General features: G+C 72.4%; 16 protein-coding genes. 3 read left to right on the top strand and 13 right to left on the bottom strand.

Going from position 1 to position 15,057, the window contains the following annotated elements:
- Nucleotides 1-35 precede the first annotated feature (35 nt).
- The 6 genes from ACZ7FF_RS14075 to ACZ7FF_RS14050 form a co-directional block, all read right to left on the bottom strand.
- Nucleotides 36-203: a hypothetical protein gene (locus tag ACZ7FF_RS14075; RefSeq protein ID WP_470812278.1), complete on the bottom strand. Its 168-nt coding sequence runs from the start codon at nucleotides 201-203 to the stop codon at nucleotides 36-38.
- A gap of 128 nt (nucleotides 204-331) precedes the next feature.
- Complete coding sequence (gene tsaE / locus ACZ7FF_RS14070) at nucleotides 332-844, bottom strand: tRNA (adenosine(37)-N6)-threonylcarbamoyltransferase complex ATPase subunit type 1 TsaE (protein ID WP_470812276.1); 513 nt, start codon at nucleotides 842-844, stop codon at nucleotides 332-334.
- A complete protein-coding gene (locus ACZ7FF_RS14065; protein ID WP_470812274.1) occupies nucleotides 810-2,069 on the bottom strand; it encodes an alpha/beta fold hydrolase in 1,260 nt (419 codons plus the stop codon). The genes tsaE and ACZ7FF_RS14065 overlap by 35 nt, the downstream gene beginning before the upstream one ends.
- 111 nt (nucleotides 2,070-2,180) lie before the next feature.
- Nucleotides 2,181-3,350 (bottom strand): alanine racemase, encoded by a 1,170-nt coding sequence (gene alr, locus ACZ7FF_RS14060; protein WP_470812272.1) that lies wholly within the window; start codon nucleotides 3,348-3,350, stop codon nucleotides 2,181-2,183.
- Between the two features lie 168 nt (nucleotides 3,351-3,518).
- Nucleotides 3,519-4,949 carry an NAD(P)H-hydrate dehydratase gene (locus ACZ7FF_RS14055; RefSeq protein WP_470812271.1) on the bottom strand — a complete coding sequence of 477 codons (1,431 nt, stop codon included), beginning with the start codon at nucleotides 4,947-4,949 and terminating at the stop codon, nucleotides 3,519-3,521.
- A gap of 50 nt (nucleotides 4,950-4,999) precedes the next feature.
- Entirely contained in the window at nucleotides 5,000-5,371 is a 372-nt protein-coding gene (locus ACZ7FF_RS14050; protein ID WP_470812269.1) for a holo-ACP synthase, read from the bottom strand.
- Nucleotides 5,372-5,494: 123 nt separating this feature from the next.
- Between ACZ7FF_RS14050 and ACZ7FF_RS14045 the strand changes: the two genes are divergently transcribed.
- Complete coding sequence (locus ACZ7FF_RS14045; RefSeq protein ID WP_470812268.1) at nucleotides 5,495-6,280, top strand: SDR family NAD(P)-dependent oxidoreductase; 786 nt, start codon at nucleotides 5,495-5,497, stop codon at nucleotides 6,278-6,280.
- A gap of 36 nt (nucleotides 6,281-6,316) precedes the next feature.
- Here the strand turns inward: ACZ7FF_RS14045 and glmS are convergent, their stop codons facing one another.
- Nucleotides 6,317-8,164 carry a glutamine--fructose-6-phosphate transaminase (isomerizing) gene (gene glmS, locus ACZ7FF_RS14040; RefSeq protein ID WP_470812266.1) on the bottom strand — a complete coding sequence of 616 codons (1,848 nt, stop codon included), beginning with the start codon at nucleotides 8,162-8,164 and terminating at the stop codon, nucleotides 6,317-6,319.
- Between the two features lie 183 nt (nucleotides 8,165-8,347).
- Between glmS and coaA the strand changes: the two genes are divergently transcribed.
- Nucleotides 8,348-9,316, top strand: a complete 969-nt coding sequence (gene coaA, locus ACZ7FF_RS14035) for a type I pantothenate kinase (RefSeq protein WP_470812756.1) — start codon at nucleotides 8,348-8,350, stop codon at nucleotides 9,314-9,316.
- Between the two features lie 73 nt (nucleotides 9,317-9,389).
- On the opposite strand, the gene glmM is transcribed toward coaA, so the two are convergent.
- The 3 genes from glmM to rplM all read right to left on the bottom strand — a co-directional run bounded on the left by glmM (nucleotide 9,390) and on the right by rplM (nucleotide 11,939).
- Nucleotides 9,390-10,748 (bottom strand): phosphoglucosamine mutase, encoded by a 1,359-nt coding sequence (gene glmM, locus ACZ7FF_RS14030; protein WP_470812264.1) that lies wholly within the window; start codon nucleotides 10,746-10,748, stop codon nucleotides 9,390-9,392.
- 192 nt (nucleotides 10,749-10,940) lie between these two features.
- Nucleotides 10,941-11,453 (bottom strand): 30S ribosomal protein S9, encoded by a 513-nt coding sequence (rpsI, locus tag ACZ7FF_RS14025; RefSeq protein WP_004927169.1) that lies wholly within the window; start codon nucleotides 11,451-11,453, stop codon nucleotides 10,941-10,943.
- 42 nt (nucleotides 11,454-11,495) lie between these two features.
- A complete protein-coding gene (rplM, locus tag ACZ7FF_RS14020; RefSeq protein ID WP_269661086.1) occupies nucleotides 11,496-11,939 on the bottom strand; it encodes a 50S ribosomal protein L13 in 444 nt (147 codons plus the stop codon).
- A gap of 298 nt (nucleotides 11,940-12,237) precedes the next feature.
- On the opposite strand from rplM, the gene ACZ7FF_RS14015 reads away from it, so the two are divergent.
- Nucleotides 12,238-13,122: a hypothetical protein gene (locus ACZ7FF_RS14015; RefSeq protein ID WP_470812263.1), complete on the top strand. Its 885-nt coding sequence runs from the start codon at nucleotides 12,238-12,240 to the stop codon at nucleotides 13,120-13,122.
- A 13-nt stretch (nucleotides 13,123-13,135) separates the two neighbouring features.
- Here the strand turns inward: ACZ7FF_RS14015 and truA are convergent, their stop codons facing one another.
- The 3 genes from truA to ACZ7FF_RS14000 form a co-directional block, all read right to left on the bottom strand.
- On the bottom strand, nucleotides 13,136-13,987 hold the full coding sequence (truA, locus tag ACZ7FF_RS14010; RefSeq protein ID WP_470812261.1) for a tRNA pseudouridine(38-40) synthase TruA: 852 nt from the start codon (nucleotides 13,985-13,987) through the stop codon (nucleotides 13,136-13,138).
- Nucleotides 13,988-14,078: 91 nt separating this feature from the next.
- The gene (gene rplQ, locus ACZ7FF_RS14005; protein WP_143627877.1) at nucleotides 14,079-14,573 is read right to left on the bottom strand and encodes a 50S ribosomal protein L17; all 495 of its coding nucleotides are present in this window, start codon (nucleotides 14,571-14,573) and stop codon (nucleotides 14,079-14,081) included.
- A 163-nt stretch (nucleotides 14,574-14,736) separates the two neighbouring features.
- Nucleotides 14,737-15,057 (bottom strand): DNA-directed RNA polymerase subunit alpha C-terminal domain-containing protein (locus ACZ7FF_RS14000; RefSeq protein WP_037767076.1); only part of this gene is annotated, 321 nt, incomplete at its 5' end.

Genomic DNA, 15,057 nt, shown 5'->3' with positions numbered 1-15,057 from the left:
GTCGCCCGAAGGGCGGCCGGGAATTGGCAATACGCCTAGGCGGCCTTCGGGTGCCGCTCGGCCCCCGGGCGCTCGTGCGGCTCCGGGTCCCGCGGCGGGCGGGAGACGGCGTCCGCGGCCGCGCAGGCGGCCAGCAGGTCGCGCATGGACACCCCGGTGAGGGCGGGCGGCCGGGGCTGCTCCGTGGCGCGAGAAGCGGTCATGGCGCCTCCTGGGATGCGGGGGCGGGCGTGGTTAGGCACGCCTAACCACGGGCTGGACACCATGTCATCACGCCCGCGAGGTCCCGCGCAACAGCTTGCCGACGGCCTGTCGGAAAGCCCGTGCCCCCTCAGGCCGCGATCGTCCCCAGCCCGGCCTCGGCCCACCGCTCCCCCAGCCCGGTCAGGGTCACGTGCCGCACCTCGTCCGTGGTGTCACCGACGGCGCGGTGGATGACGACCTCGAGCCGGTCCTCGGTCAGCTCCTCGACCTTGCCCTCGCCCCACTCCACGACGATCACCGAGGCGGGCAGCGAGACGTCGAGGTCGAGGTCCTCCATCTCGTCCAGGCCGCCGCCGAGCCGGTAGGCGTCGACGTGCACGAGGGGCGGACCGTCGCCGAGGGAGGGGTGCACCCGGGCGATCACGAAGGTCGGCGAGGTGACCGCGCCGCGCACCCCGAGCCCTTCGCCGAGCCCGCGGGTCAGCGTGGTCTTGCCCGCGCCCAGTTCTCCGGTGAGCATCACCAGGTCACCGGCGCGCAGCAGCTTGGCCAGCCGTCGGCCCAGCTCCCGCATCTGTTCGGGCGAGGTGATCGTCAGCCGGGTCTCAGCGCGGTCGTGCGGTGCTGCTGGTGCTTCCATAGCCACTTACGGTAGCCCCTGCGGGCACCGCGCCCGCACGGGTGAGCAGGTCGGCGAGCCGGTCGGTGACCACTTCCGGGTGCTCCAGCATCACCAGGTGCCCGGCGTCCGGCACCAGCACCAGCTCGGCGTCGGGCAGCAGGTCGGCGATGGCCTCGCTGTGCTCGCTGGGCGTGACCAGGTCCTGCACCCCGGCCAGCACGAGCACGGGCATGTCCTGGAAGCAGGCCAGCGCCCCGGTCTTGTCGTGGTCGGTGAAGGCCGGGTAGAACTCGGCGACCACGTCGATCGGGGTGGACTCGATCATCCGCTCCGCGAACCGCTCGACGGCCGGATCGACGTCGCGCCCCGCGAACGAGTACCGCTTGATGATCCCGGCGAACAGGTCGGCGGTGGCCCGGCGCCCCTTCTCCACCAGCTCGGCCTGCTGGCCGAGCGCCTTCAGCACTCCGGGGAGGATCCGGCGCACCGCGTTGACGCCGGCCACCGGCAGCCCGAAGTTGACCTCGCCGAGCCGCCCGGACGAGGTGCCGACCAGGGCCGTCGCGACCACCCGGTCCCGGATCAGCTCCGGGTGCAGGGCGGCCAGGGCCATCACGGTCATCCCGCCCATCGAGTGGCCCACCAGCACGATCGGCCCGTCCGGCACGGCGGCGTCGAGGACGGCCTTCAGATCGCGGCCGAGCTGGTCGATGGTGAGGGCCACCCCGTCCCGGGTCTGGGCCACGCCCCGCGCGGAGCGCCCGTGGCTGCGCTGGTCCCAGTGCACGGTCCGCACGACCCCCCGCAGGGCCGCCCGCTGGAAGTGCCAGGAGTCCTGGCTGAGGCAGTAGCCGTGGCAGAAGACGACGGTGACCGGGGCGGGCGCCTTGCGCCCGAAGAGCCGCCGCCGGCGCGGGGAGACGTTCGGTCCCGGGTCGGGTTCGACCTCGTCGACCTCGTAGTACAGCTCGGTGCCGTCGTCGGCGATCGCCTTGCCCGGCGTGCCGCGCAGGGTGCCGTAGGGCCCCGCGGAGTCCAGCGCCAGCCGGGCCTTCCTGCGCATACCGCGTCCCACCGTCATCCGCTCGATGGCCACGCCGGCCGCCGCTCCCGCGGCGAGGACGCCTATCGCGGCGCCGGCGATGCCGGTCGCCCTGCGCCAGCTCCCGGCCGCTCCCGCGGCGGAGGCGGCGGCCGCGGAGGCGACGACGTCCGCCACGGCCTCCGCACTGCTCTCGCTCACGTACCGCTCCTCTTCGCCGTACTGCAGTTCGCTGGGTGGGTGAAACGGGTGGTGCGGGATGGTGCACGTGTGACTGGGGACGAGTGATCCGGATCGCCGTTCTCGAACGGGTTACCCGAGTTCTTTCCCGTTCACATAGACGCGCGGAACCCGGGTTCCGATGCGCGTGACGATTTCGTACGCGATCGTGCCGGACGCCTGGGCCCAGTCCTCGGCGGTGGGCTCGCCCCGGTCGCCGGGGCCGAACAGCACGGCCTCCGTACCCACTTCCGGCTCGTCGCCGCCGAGGTCCACCACGAACTGGTCCATGGCGACCCGCCCGGCGACGGTCCGCCACTTGCCGTCGACCAGCACCGGACCGGTGCCGGAGGCGTGCCGCGGAATGCCGTCCCCGTAGCCGACGGGGACGAGGCCGAGGGTGGTGGGGCCGGGGGTGACGTAATGGTGGCCGTAGCTGACCCCGTGGTCGCCCGGCACCCGCTTGACCAGCGCCAGCGAGGCGCTGAGCGTCATCACCGGGCGCAGGCCGAAGTCGGCCGGGGTGCCGAGCTCGGGGCTCGGCGAGATGCCGTACATGGCGATGCCTGGACGGACCAGGTCGAAGTGGGTCTCGGGCAGGGTGAGCGTGGCGGGCGAGTTGGCGATGTGCCGCACCTCGGGGCGCACCCCCTGCGCCTCGGCGTACGCGAGCATCTCCCGGAACCGCTCCAGCTGTGCGCCGATCGAGGGATGCCCGGGCTCGTCGGCACAGGCGAAGTGCGACCACAGACCGGTGACCCGGACCAGCCCCTCGGCCTCGGCACGCAGGGCCGCGCCGACCAGCTCGGCCCAGTCCGGCCCGGGCTGGCAGCCGTTGCGCCCGAGCCCGGTGTCCGCCTTGAGCTGCACGCGCGCGACCCCCCCGGCCGCCCGGGCGGCCTCGACGACCTCGCGCAGCGCCCACATCCCGCTCAGCGACACGTCGATGTCGGCCTCGATCGCCTGCCGCCAGGGCCCGCCGGGCACCCACAGCCAGCACAGGACACGGCCCGGCAGCCCGGCCTCGCGCAGCGCGAGGGCCTCCTCGGGGGTGGCCGTGCCGAGCCAGGTCGCCCCGGCCTCCAGGGCCGCGCGGGCACACGGCAGCGCCCCGTGGCCGTAGCCGTCGGACTTGACGACGGCCATCACGGCCGCGCCCTTCGCGCGGGCGCGCAGGGTCCGCACGTTGGCGCGCAGGGCACCCAGATCGATCTCGGCGCGGGCGCGCAGGGGGGCGGTCGGCACAGCTGCAGTCTCACTCATCGCGCCCCCAGTCTCTCAGAGGGCCCTGCGGGCCCCGGGTGCAGTGCCCGGCTACCCGGGCGGCGCTCCCACGCGCGGCCGTGGCCGCCCGCCTCCGGCACGACCGCGCGCCTGCGCGCCCCGCCGGGCCCGAGGTTGACGCGACCGCAGGCGGTGGCCGGGACGGGCTCAGCTCCGCACGTCCCGCCACGCCTCCGGGATGTGCGCGGCGACGTCGTGCGCCCCCGCCGGTGCCCCGTCCGCGGCGAACCTCCCGGCCAGCCCGTGCAGATACGCGGCCACGCTCCCGGCGTCCGGCGCCGACAGCCCCGCAGCGAGCAGCGACCCCGCGAGCCCGGACAGCACGTCCCCGCTCCCGGCCGTGGCCAGCCACCCCGTGCCCGTGGCGTTCACCCGCACGGCCCCGCCCCCCGCATCGGCGACCAGCGTCGTCGACCCCTTCAGCAGCACCGTCGCCCGGTACACCGCCGCCAGCTCCCGCACCGCCGCCAGCCGTGCCGCCTCGACCTCCTCGCGCCGCACGCCCAGCAGGGCGGCGGCCTCGCCCGCGTGAGGCGTCATCAGCGTCGGCGCCGTGCGCCCCCGTACCGCGCCCCGCTCCGCCAGCCGCAGCCCGTCCGCGTCGACCAGCACCGGCACGTCCGTCTCCAGCACCTCGGCCACGGCCGCCGCGTCGTCCCCCGCCCCGGGTCCGACCACCCAGGCCTGGACCCGGCCCGCCTCCGCGGGCCCCCGGGCGGACACGAGCGTCTCCGGGAAGCGGGCGATGACCGCCTCCGCCGCCGGCCCGACGTACCGCACGGCACCGGCCCCGCCCCGCAGCGCCCCGGAGACGGCGAGCACGGCGGCCCCCGGATAGCGCGCGGACCCGGCCGCGATGCCGACGACGCCCCGCCGGTACTTGTCGCTCTCGGCCGCCGGCACCGGCAACAGCCGTGCCACGTCCGCGTGCTGCAGGGCGCTCAGCTCACCCTCGCCGGGCAGTTCGAGCCCGATGTCCACGAGCCGTACCACCCCGGCGTACTCCCGCGCCGGATCCACCATCAGCCCGGGCTTGTACGTACCGAAGGTGACGGTGAGGTCGGCCCGGACGGCCGCCCCGCGCACCTCCCCGGTGTCCGCCTCGACGCCGCTGGGCAGGTCCACGGCCACCACGGCGGCCCCGGACCGCGCCGCGACGGCGGCCAGCCGCTCGGCGTCGGGCCGCAGTCCGCCCTTCCCGCCGATCCCGACGATGCCGTCCACGAAGAGGTCGGCCCGCTCGATCGCCTCCTCGGCACGGCCGTCGGGAGCGACCGCGCCGCCCGCCCGCCGCAGGGCGGAAAGTCCCCCGCGGTGCACCCGCTCGGGCGACAGCAGCACGGCCGTGACCCCGGCTCCCCGGCGGGCCAGCCGGGCCCCGGCGTACAGGGCGTCCCCGCCGTTGTCCCCGCTGCCGACGAGCAGCACCACCCGGCTGCCGTACACCTTCCCGGCCAACTCGGCACAGGCGGCGGCCAGCCCGGCGGCGGCCCGCTGCATCAGCGCACCCTCCGGCAGCCGTGCCATCAGTGCCCGCTCGGCCGCCCTCACCGTCTCCACGCTGTACGCAGTACGCATGGCACCGAGTCTGCCCCGGAACCCCGGCCCCCCACACCCGGGGCGGCCGCTCAGCCCTCGGCGACGACCACGGCCGAGGCCACCCCCGCGTCATGGCTCAGGGACACGTGCCAGGACTTCACGCCCAGTTCGGCGGCGCGCGCCGCCACGGTCCCCGTCACCCGCAGCCGGGGCTGCCCGCTGTCCTCGACGTACACCTCGGCGTCCGTCCAGTGCAGCCCGGGCGGCGCCCCCAGCGCCTTCGCCAGTGCCTCCTTCGCGGCGAACCGGGCCGCGAGCGAGGCGATCCCGCGCCGCCCCCCGCTCGGCAGCCACAACTCGCCCGCCACGAACAGCCGGTCGGCCAGGTGGGGCGTCCGCTCCAGGGACGCCCGGAACCGGTCGATCTCGGCGACGTCGATCCCGACTCCGATGATGCTCATGAGGAGCACCCTAGGCCCGTCCGGCGCGGCGGACCGCCCCCGCGGCCGGACGGAGCGGCCGGCGGCCGACCGCATGCCAAGACCCCGCTGCCCGGCCGCTCGTGTGCCGTCTACGCTGCGGCCATGACCACCGCATCCCGGGCCTACCTCTTCGACCTGTTCTCGCTGGACGGCCGTGTCGCCGTGGTGACCGGAGGCAGTTCCGGCATCGGCCGGGCCATCTCCGGGGCACTGGCGCGCGCCGGGGCGAGCGTGGTTATCGTGGCCCGCCGCAAGGAGGAACTGGCGTGCACGGTCGACGAGTTGACGGCCGACGGCGGCCGTGCGGCCTGGGTGAGCGGTGACCTCTCCGACCGGGACGGCGTGCGCGCCGCCGCCGAGGAGGCCGTCGGGGTCTTCGGGGAGCCCGACATCCTCGTCAACTGCGCCGGGATCAACATCAGGCCGCCGATGAGCGACCTGGACGAGGACGTGTGGGACGCCACCATGGCCGTGAACCTGGAGGCGCCCTTCCTCCTGGGCCGGCGGTTCGGTCCCGGCATGGCCGAACGGGGTTTCGGCCGGATCATCCACGTCAGTTCCCAGCAGGCCCACCGGGCGTTCGTGCAGAGCGGCGCGTACGGCGTCTCCAAGGGCGCGCTGGAGTCGCTGGCCCGCTCGCAGGCGGAGGCCTGGTCCCCGTACGGCGTCACCTGCAACACCCTCGTGCCCGGCTTCGTGATGACGCCGCTGAACGAGCGGCTGTCGTCCGACCCCGAGCGGGTGGCGGCCCTCGCCGCGCGCACGATGACCGGGCGCAACGGACTCGCCGAGGACTTCGCGGGCGCGGCGGTGTTCCTCGCCGGCCGGGCCTCCGCCTACGTCACCGGCCAGTCGATCTGCGTGGACGGCGGCTTCTCCGTCCACTGACCGCCGCGCCCGGCGCCCCCGCAGGCCGGCGGGGACTCACTCCACCGTGACCGACTTGGCCAGGTTGCGGGGCTGGTCCACCTCGTTGCCGCGGGCGGTGGCCAGTTCGCAGGCGAAGACCTGGAGCGGCACGGTGGCCACCAGCGGCTGCAGCAGGGTCGGCGTGGCCGGGATGCGGATGAGGTGGTCGGCGTACGGGACGACCGCCTCGTCACCCTCCTCGGCGATCACGATCGTGCGGGCACCGCGCGCCCGGATCTCCTGGATGTTGGAGACGATCTTGTCGTGGATGAGGGAGCGGCCGCGCGGCGAGGGCACGACCACCACCACCGGCACGTCCTCCTCGATCAGCGCGATCGGACCGTGCTTCAGCTCGCCCGCCGCGAAGCCCTCGGCGTGCATGTAGGCGAGTTCCTTCAGCTTCAACGCGCCTTCGAGCGCGACCGGGTAGCCCACGTGCCGGCCCAGGAAGAGCACCGTGTTCTTCGCGGCCAGCGTGCGCGCCAGCGCCCGTACCGGCTCCATGGTCTCCAGGACCCGCTCGACCTCGACGGAGATGCGGGACAGGTCCTTGATGACGGCCTGGATCTCGTCGCCCCACTTGGTGCCCCGCACCTGGCCCAGGTACAGGGCCACCAGGTAGCAGGCCACCAGCTGGGTGAGGAACGCCTTGGTCGAGGCGACCGCGACCTCCGGGCCCGCGTGCGTGTACAGCACCGCGTCGGACTCACGGGGGATCGTCGAGCCGTTGGTGTTGCAGATGGCGAGCACCTTGGAGCCCTGCTCCCGGGCGTGCCGCAGCGCCATCAGGGTGTCCATGGTCTCGCCGGACTGGGAGATGGCGATCACCAGGGAACGGCCGTCCAGGATCGGGTCCCGGTAGCGGAACTCGCTCGCCAGCTCCACCTCGCAGGGAAGCCGCGTCCAGTGCTCGATGGCGTACTTGGCGATCAGGCCGGAGTGGAAGGCCGTGCCGCAGGCGACGATGACGACCTTGTCGATCTCGCGCAGCTCCGAGGGGCTGATGCGGACCTCGTCCAGGGTCAGGGAGCCGGACGGGTCGATGCGGCCGAGCAGGGTGTCGGCGACCGCCTTGGGCTGCTCGGCGATCTCCTTGAGCATGAAGTAGTCGTAGCCGCCCTTCTCGGCGGCCGAGGCGTCCCAGTCGACGTGGTACGAGTGGACCTCGGCGGGGCGGCCGTCGAAGCCCGTCACCGTGACGCCGTCGCGGCGCAGCTCCACCACCTGGTCCTGGCCCAGTTCGATCGCGGAGCGGGTGTGGGCGATGAACGCCGCCACGTCGGAGGCCAGGAACGCCTCGCCCTCGCCGACGCCCACCACGAGCGGGGAGTTGCGGCGGGCGCCGACCACCACGTCCGGGGCGTCCGCGTGCACGGCGACCAGCGTGAACGCGCCCTCCAGGCGCCGGCACACCAGCCGCATCGCCTCCGCGAGGTCCGCGCAGGAGGAGAACTCCTCGGCCAGCAGGTGGGCGACCACCTCGGTGTCCGTCTCGGACGTCAGCTCGTGGCCGCGTTCGGCCAGTTCGGCGCGCAGCACCGCGAAGTTCTCGATGATGCCGTTGTGGACGACGGCGACCCGGCCCGCGTTGTCGAGGTGGGGGTGCGCGTTCGCGTCTGTCGGGCCGCCATGGGTGGCCCAGCGCGTGTGACCGATGCCCGTCGAGCCCGCCGGCAGCGGCCGTTCGACCAGTTCCTTCTCCAGGTTGACCAGTTTCCCGGCCTTCTTCGCGGCGGCCAGCCCGCCGTCCGCCGGCACGGCGACACCCGCCGAGTCGTAACCCCGGTACTCCAGCCGCTTCAGCCCTGCCATCACGACATCGAGCGCCGACTGTGACCCTACGTATCCCACGATTCCGCACATGGGCCGCAGCCTACGGCCCCCGAGGAGACCGAAAGGGCCTCCGCCTGCCCGAAATCGGAAATTCCCACCGTCGTACGAAGGGCCGGGCACGGAAGACCGGACCGGATCACGGCGTGACGGACCCCACCCGCCGTGCCGTTCGAACTCCGTTAACAATGGACTGTGATCTCACCGGTCCCCTCGATGCCCCGGAGCGCCCACCGGCACAGGCCGGAGGCGACTCCCTACGTCGATCTCACCCGCGCCGAGTGGAGCGCGCTGCGCGACAAGACGCCCCTGCCGCTCACCGCGGAGGAGGTGGAGAAGCTGCGGGGTCTGGGCGACGTGATCGACCTGGACGAGGTGCGGGACATCTACCTCCCGCTCTCCCGCCTGCTCAACCTCTACGTCGGTGCCACGGACGGTCTCAGGGGGGCGCTGAACACGTTCCTCGGCGAGCAGGGCTCCCAGTCGGGCACCCCGTTCGTCATAGGCGTCGCCGGCTCCGTCGCCGTGGGCAAGTCCACCGTCGCCCGTCTGCTGCAGGCCCTGCTCTCCCGCTGGCCCGAGCATCCCCGGGTGGAGCTGGTGACCACGGACGGCTTCCTGCTGCCCACCGAGGAGCTGGAGGCCCGCGGCCTGATGTCGCGCAAGGGCTTCCCCGAGTCCTACGACCGCCGGGCCCTCACCCGCTTCGTCGCCGACATCAAGGCGGGCAAGGGCGAGGTGACCGCCCCGGTCTACTCCCACCTGATCTACGACATCGTGCCGGGCGAGAAGCTCACCGTCCGCCGCCCGGACATCCTGATCGTCGAGGGCCTGAACGTCCTCCAGCCGGCCCTGCCCGGCAAGGACGGCCGCACCCGGGTCGGCCTCGCCGACTACTTCGACTTCAGCGTCTACGTCGACGCGAGCGCGGAGGACATCGAGCACTGGTACCTGAGCCGGTTCAGGAAGCTGCGCCGGACGGCCTTCCAGAACCCCAACTCGTACTTCCGCAAGTACACCCAGGTGTCGGAGGAAGAGGCCCTGGACTACGCGCGCACCCTGTGGCGGACGATCAACAAGCCCAACCTGGTCGAGAACATCGCCCCCACCCGCGGCCGCGCCACCCTCATCCTGCGCAAGGGCCCGGACCACAAGGTGCAGCGGCTGCGCCTGCGCAAGCTGTGACGCACGCGCCCGCGCCGCCCGGCCTCGAGGGGGCCGGACGGCGCGGGCGGCAGACGTCCGCTGTGCCCCGGACTCAGCCCAGGGCCGACTTCACCGCGTCGGCCAGCCGGCCGGCCACCGACCGCGCCTGGTCGATGTCCGCGGCCTCGACCATCACCCGCACCAGGGGCTCGGTGCCGGACGACCGGAGCAGCACGCGCCCCGTCTCCCCCAGCTCGCGCTCGGCCTCGGCGACGGCGGCCGCGAGATCGGCCGAGGTCTTCACCCGGGACTTGTCCACGTCCGGCACGTTGATGAGGACCTGCGGCAGGCGCTCCATCACCGACGCGAGCTCACGCAGTCCGCGGCCGGTCTCGGCGACCCGGGCCGCCAGCAGCAGACCGGTCAGCGTGCCGTCACCGGTCGTCGCGTGGTCGAGGACGATGACGTGGCCGGACTGCTCGCCGCCGAGGGCGTAGCCGTGCTCCTTCATCTCCTCCAGCACATAGCGGTCGCCGACCGCCGTCTGCACGAGGCGGATCCCCGCCCCCTCCATGGCCAGCTTGAAGCCCAGGTTGGACATCACGGTCGCGACGACGGTGTCGGAGCGCAGCTCGGAACGCTCCCGCATCGCCAGCGCGAGCACGGCCAGGATCTGGTCGCCGTCGACCTCCTCACCGGTGTGGTCCACGGCCAGGCAGCGGTCGGCGTCGCCGTCGTGCGCGATGCCGAGGTCCGCGCCGTGCTCGACGACGGCGGCCTTCAGCTTGCCCAGGTGGGTGGAGCCACAGCCGTCGTTGATGTTGAGGCCGTCCGGCTCGGCGCCGATCGTGACGACCTGGGCGCCGGCCCGTGCGAAGACCTCCGGCGAGACCCCCGAGGCCGCGCCGTGCGCTTCGTCCAGGACGATCTTCAGGCCGTCGAGCCGGTTCGGCAGGACGGAGAGGAGGTGGCCGACGTACTGCTCGAAGCCCTCGTCGTACGAGCGGATGCGGCCGACCCCGGCGCCCGTCGGCCGCTGCCACGGCTCGCCGTGCCGGTGCGACTCGTACACCGCCTCGATGCGGTCCTCCAGCTCGTCGGCGAGCTTGTGGCCGCCGCGGGCGAAGAACTTGACGCCGTTGTCGGGCATGGCGTTGTGGCTCGCGGAGAGCATCACGCCCAGGTCGGCGCCGAGCGCGCCGGTCAGATACGCCACCGCGGGCGTCGGCAGCACGCCGACCTGCAGGACGTCCACACCCGCGCTCGCCAGGCCCGCGACGACCGCGGCCTCCAGGAACTCCCCGGACGCGCGCGGGTCCCGTCCGACCACCGCCGTCGGCTTGTGGCCCTCGAAGGTGCCCGCCTCGGCCAGCACGTGCGCCGCGGCGACGGAGAGGCCGAGCGCCATCTCGGCCGTGAGATCCGCGTTGGCGACACCGCGCACGCCGTCCGTGCCGAAGAGTCGTCCCACTTGTCCTCCTGAGGAAGCGTCGATGGCGGAAACGGAGGGGCGCCGCGTTCGTGGCAGGCGCCTCGACATCCGATCACACAAGCCTCTGAGCGTCTTGTGTCGTTATACGCCCTTGACTCGGATAAACGAACGCCCCGACGGCACATGTGGCGTGCCGCCGGGGCGTTCGGAGTACGAGCAGGCAGCTGCTGTTTAGCGCTTGCTGTACTGCGGAGCCTTGCGGGCCTTCTTCAGACCGGCCTTCTTGCGCTCGACCGCACGGTCGTCGCGCTTGAGGAAGCCGGCCTTCTTGAGCGGACCGCGGTTGTTGTCGACGTCGGCCTCGTTCAGCGCACGGGCGACACCGAGACGGAGCGCACCGGCCTGACCGGAGACGCCGCCACCCGCGATGCGGGCGATGACGTCGTAACGGCCCTCGAGCTCGAGCACCTTGAAGGGCTCGTTGACTTCCTGCTGGTGCACCTTGTTCGGGAAGTAGTCCTCGAGGGTGCGACCGTTGATCTTCCACTTGCCGGTGCCCGGAACGATCCGGACGCGGGCGATGGCGTTCTTGCGACGGCCCAGGCCGGCGGCCGGCTGGGGCTCGCCGAAGCGGGAGGCCATGGACTCCGAGGTGTACTCACCCTCGACGGGGACCTCGGACTCGGTGGTGTAGCTGTCGATGTCAAGCTCTTCGAGCGGCTGCTCGGCAGTGGTCTCGGCCACGATTCTCCTCAGATTCTCTTCAGTCTTAGGGGGTGGCCGGACTTACTGCGCGACCTGGGTGATCTCGAACGGCACCGGCTGCTGCGCAGCGTGCGGGTGCTGGTCACCCTTGTAGACCTTCAGCTTCGAGAGCATCTGACGGCCCAGGGAGTTCTTGGGGAGCATGCCCTTGACGGCCTTCTCGATGGCCTTCTCGGGGTTCTTGTCGAGGAGCTCGTCGTAGCGGACGGAGCGCAGACCACCCGGGTAGCCGGAGTGGCGGTACGCCATCTTCTGGGTCCGCTTGTTGCCCGACAGGTGCACCTTGTCGGCGTTGATGATGATGACGAAGTCACCGGTGTCGACGTGGGGCGCGTAGATCGGCTTGTGCTTGCCCCGCAGGATGGAGGCGGCGGTGCTGGCGAGACGTCCCAGGACAACGTCCTGAGCGTCGATGACGTGCCACTGGCGCGTCACATCGCCGGGCTTGGGGCTGTACGTACGCACGGTTCGTAGCCTTCGCTTCGAGTGAATGGTCCTGAACAGGTCACCGAAACGATCACGACAGCCCTGACCGCACCGCGGTGACGCATACCGCGTGCTGGTCGCTGGTCATCGGCCCGGCGGACCGGTGTAAGGGCCCGTCCCGTGAGAATGAGCAAGCCAATACACAACGAAGAAGCAGGTTACCTGCACGGCACCGGACGGGTCAAAACGAGTCCGTTCCCCCTCATGTCGGCGGACAAACGCGGCATGCCGCCGGACGCGCACCGGCACCCTCCGCCCCCCGTCTAAGATGCGCCCCATGAGTTACGGGCAGGGGGGACCCCAGTCTCAGTGGGATCCCTGGAAACCTAATTCCCAGCAGCCGTGGAACAGCGGCGGCGACGACGGGACTCCGGACTGGGCCGCGCTCGCGGAGGCCTCGGAGACCCGCAACAAACGCCGCAAGGTGCTGTTCATAGCCGGCGGCGCGCTGGCCACCGTGGCGATAGGCACCGCCGTCGCCATGGCCGTCGTGTCCGCGAACAGCAGCAACGGCGCCCACGGGCAGCCCACCAACCTGCCCGCCAGCGGCTCGCTGCCCAGCGGCTCGGGCACCGCCGCGCCGTCCTTCGCGCCCACCAGCGCCCCGCCGCCGCTGGACCCGAAGGACTTCATCGCCAGCGCCAAGAAGGACACCGCCCCGCTCAGCCCCGACACCCTGTTCCCCGGGACCCAGCTGACCATCGGCGACACCGTGTACAAGAAGGGCGCCACGGCCGACACCCCGAAGTGCGCCTCGGCGGCGGGCGGCACCCTGCCGAAGATCCTCACGGCCAACGGCTGCACCCGCCTGATGCGCGTCAGCTACGCCCAGGGCGGCATCGCCGTCACCGTCGGTGTCGCCGTCTTCGACGACCAGGCCCAGGCCGCGAAGGTCAAGGCCCAGGCCGTCGGCAAGACGAACCTCGTGGACGCGCTGGCCGGCAAGGGCATCAAGAACTTCTGCGACGCCGCCGTCTGCCGGACGACCACGAACGCCGTCGGCCGCTACGCCTACTTCACCATCAGCGGCTTCACCAACGGCAAGAACGTCACCAACAAGGACACCAAGGTCTTCAGCACCGGTGACGACCTGCAGCGGTTCGCCTTCGACCAGATCTACCGCCGCGGCCAGGCACAGGCCTCCGCGGCGGCGACCCGGTAGCCGGCGGGACCGCTCAGCAGCACCCCGCCGACGGGAGCGAGCGCTTGTTCCTGGCCTCCTTGTTACGGGCGGCCAGCAGCTCGTCGGCGGGGTAGCCGACCTCCTCCAGGGTCAGCCCGTGCGGCCGTACGACGTGCACGGCCGAGTCCCGGACCCCCGCGGCCAGCACCTTCCCGGGCCACTCGGGCCCCCGGTGCCCGTCGCCGACGAAGAGCAGCGCGCCGATCAGCGACCGCACCATGTTGTGACAGAACGCATCGGCCCGGACCGTCGCCGTGACGACCCCGTCCGCGCCCCGCACCAGGCTCAGCTCCTGCAGCGTCCGGATGGTGGTGGCCCCCTCCCGCCGCTTGCAGTACGCGGCGAAGTCGTGCTCCCCCAGCAGCGCCCGCGCGGCCTCGTTCATGGCGTCCACGTCGAGCGGCCAGTCGTGCCACAGCACATGGCCCCGCAGCAGCGGGTCCACGCCCCCGGGGTCGTCCGTCACCCGGTACGCATAGCGCCGCCAGATCGCCGAGAACCGGGCGTTGAAGCCCTCCGGCGCCTCGGTGAGACGCCATACCCGCACGTCCTTCGACAGCCGCCCGGCGAGCCGCTTGAGCAGCTTCTCGCGGTGCTCCTCCCACAGCGGCAGGGGCAGATCCACGTGGGCCACCTGCCCGCGCGCGTGCACACCGGCATCGGTCCGCCCCGCCACGGTCAGCTCGTACGTCTCCTTCGAGCGCGTCACCGTGCGCAGCGCGTCCTCGATCTCCCCCTGCACGGTCCGCTTGCCGCCGGCCTGCTTGGCCCAGCCGTGGAAGCCGGTGCCGTCGTAGGAGAGGTCGAGGCGGACACGGACGAACCCGGGCTGTACTTCACTCACGAACAGATCCTCTCAAGCTCTGACTGCTCCCCGGTACGCGAAAGCGGGCCCGCCCCGAAGGGCGAACCCGCTTCCCGCGTCAGGCAGAGCCTCAGGCGTCCTTCGACTCCTCGGCGGCGGCCTCCTCGGCCGGGGCCTCGGTGGTCTCCTGTGCCTTGGCCTCGTCGGACTCCTTGACCGCGCGCTTGGTGGCGGCCTCGGCCTCGCCCACGGCCTTCTGCTGCACCGTCAGCGCCTCGACCAGCTCGATCACGGCCATGGGCGCGTTGTCGCCACGGCGGTTACCGATCTTGGTGATGCGGGTGTAGCCACCCGGACGGTTCTCGTAACGCGGGCCGATCTCGGTGAAGAGCGTGTGGACGATGCTCTTGTCCGTGATGACCTGGAGCACCTGACGGCGGTTGTGAAGGTCGCCCTTCTTCGCCTTGGTGACCAGACGCTCGGCGTACGGGCGCAGGCGGCGGGCCTTCGCCTCGGTGGTGGTGATACGGCCGTGCTCGAACAGCGACTTCGCGAGGTTCGCGAGGAGCAGCTTCTCGTGCGCGGCGCTGCCGCCCAGACGGGCACCCTTGGTGGGCTTCGGCATTGTTTCTTCTCCTGTGTGTCTGCCCCGGCCGTGTCAGGTACCGGGGTCAGTATCCGAGCAGACGGTTGTCTGTCGGAGACCCCGCACCCCGTAGGGGCGCGGGGAACCGCACGACCAGCCGCAGCCGGCCGTCAGCCGAAAACGGACCGTGCGGCCCGAGTTCTCAGTACTGCTCGGTCTCGACGAAACCGGCGTCCGCGTCGTCATCGGCGCCGAAGGCGTCCGCGGCGGCGGTCGGGTCGAATCCGGGCGGGCTGTCCTTCAGGGCCAGGCCCATGCCGGCCAGCTTCGCCTTGACCTCGTCGATGGACTTCGCACCGAAGTTGCGGATGTCCAGGAGGTCGGCCTCCGAGCGGGCGACGAGCTCACCCACGGAGTGGATGCCCTCACGCTTGAGGCAGTTGTAGGAGCGGACCGTGAGCTCCAGCTCCTCGATCGGCAGCGCGAGGTCGGCGGCCAGGGCGGCGTCCGTGGGGGACGGGCC

Source organism: Streptomyces sp. NPDC037126, from assembly GCF_055605965.1.
This window is presented reverse-complemented; position numbering and strand designations above follow the sequence as displayed.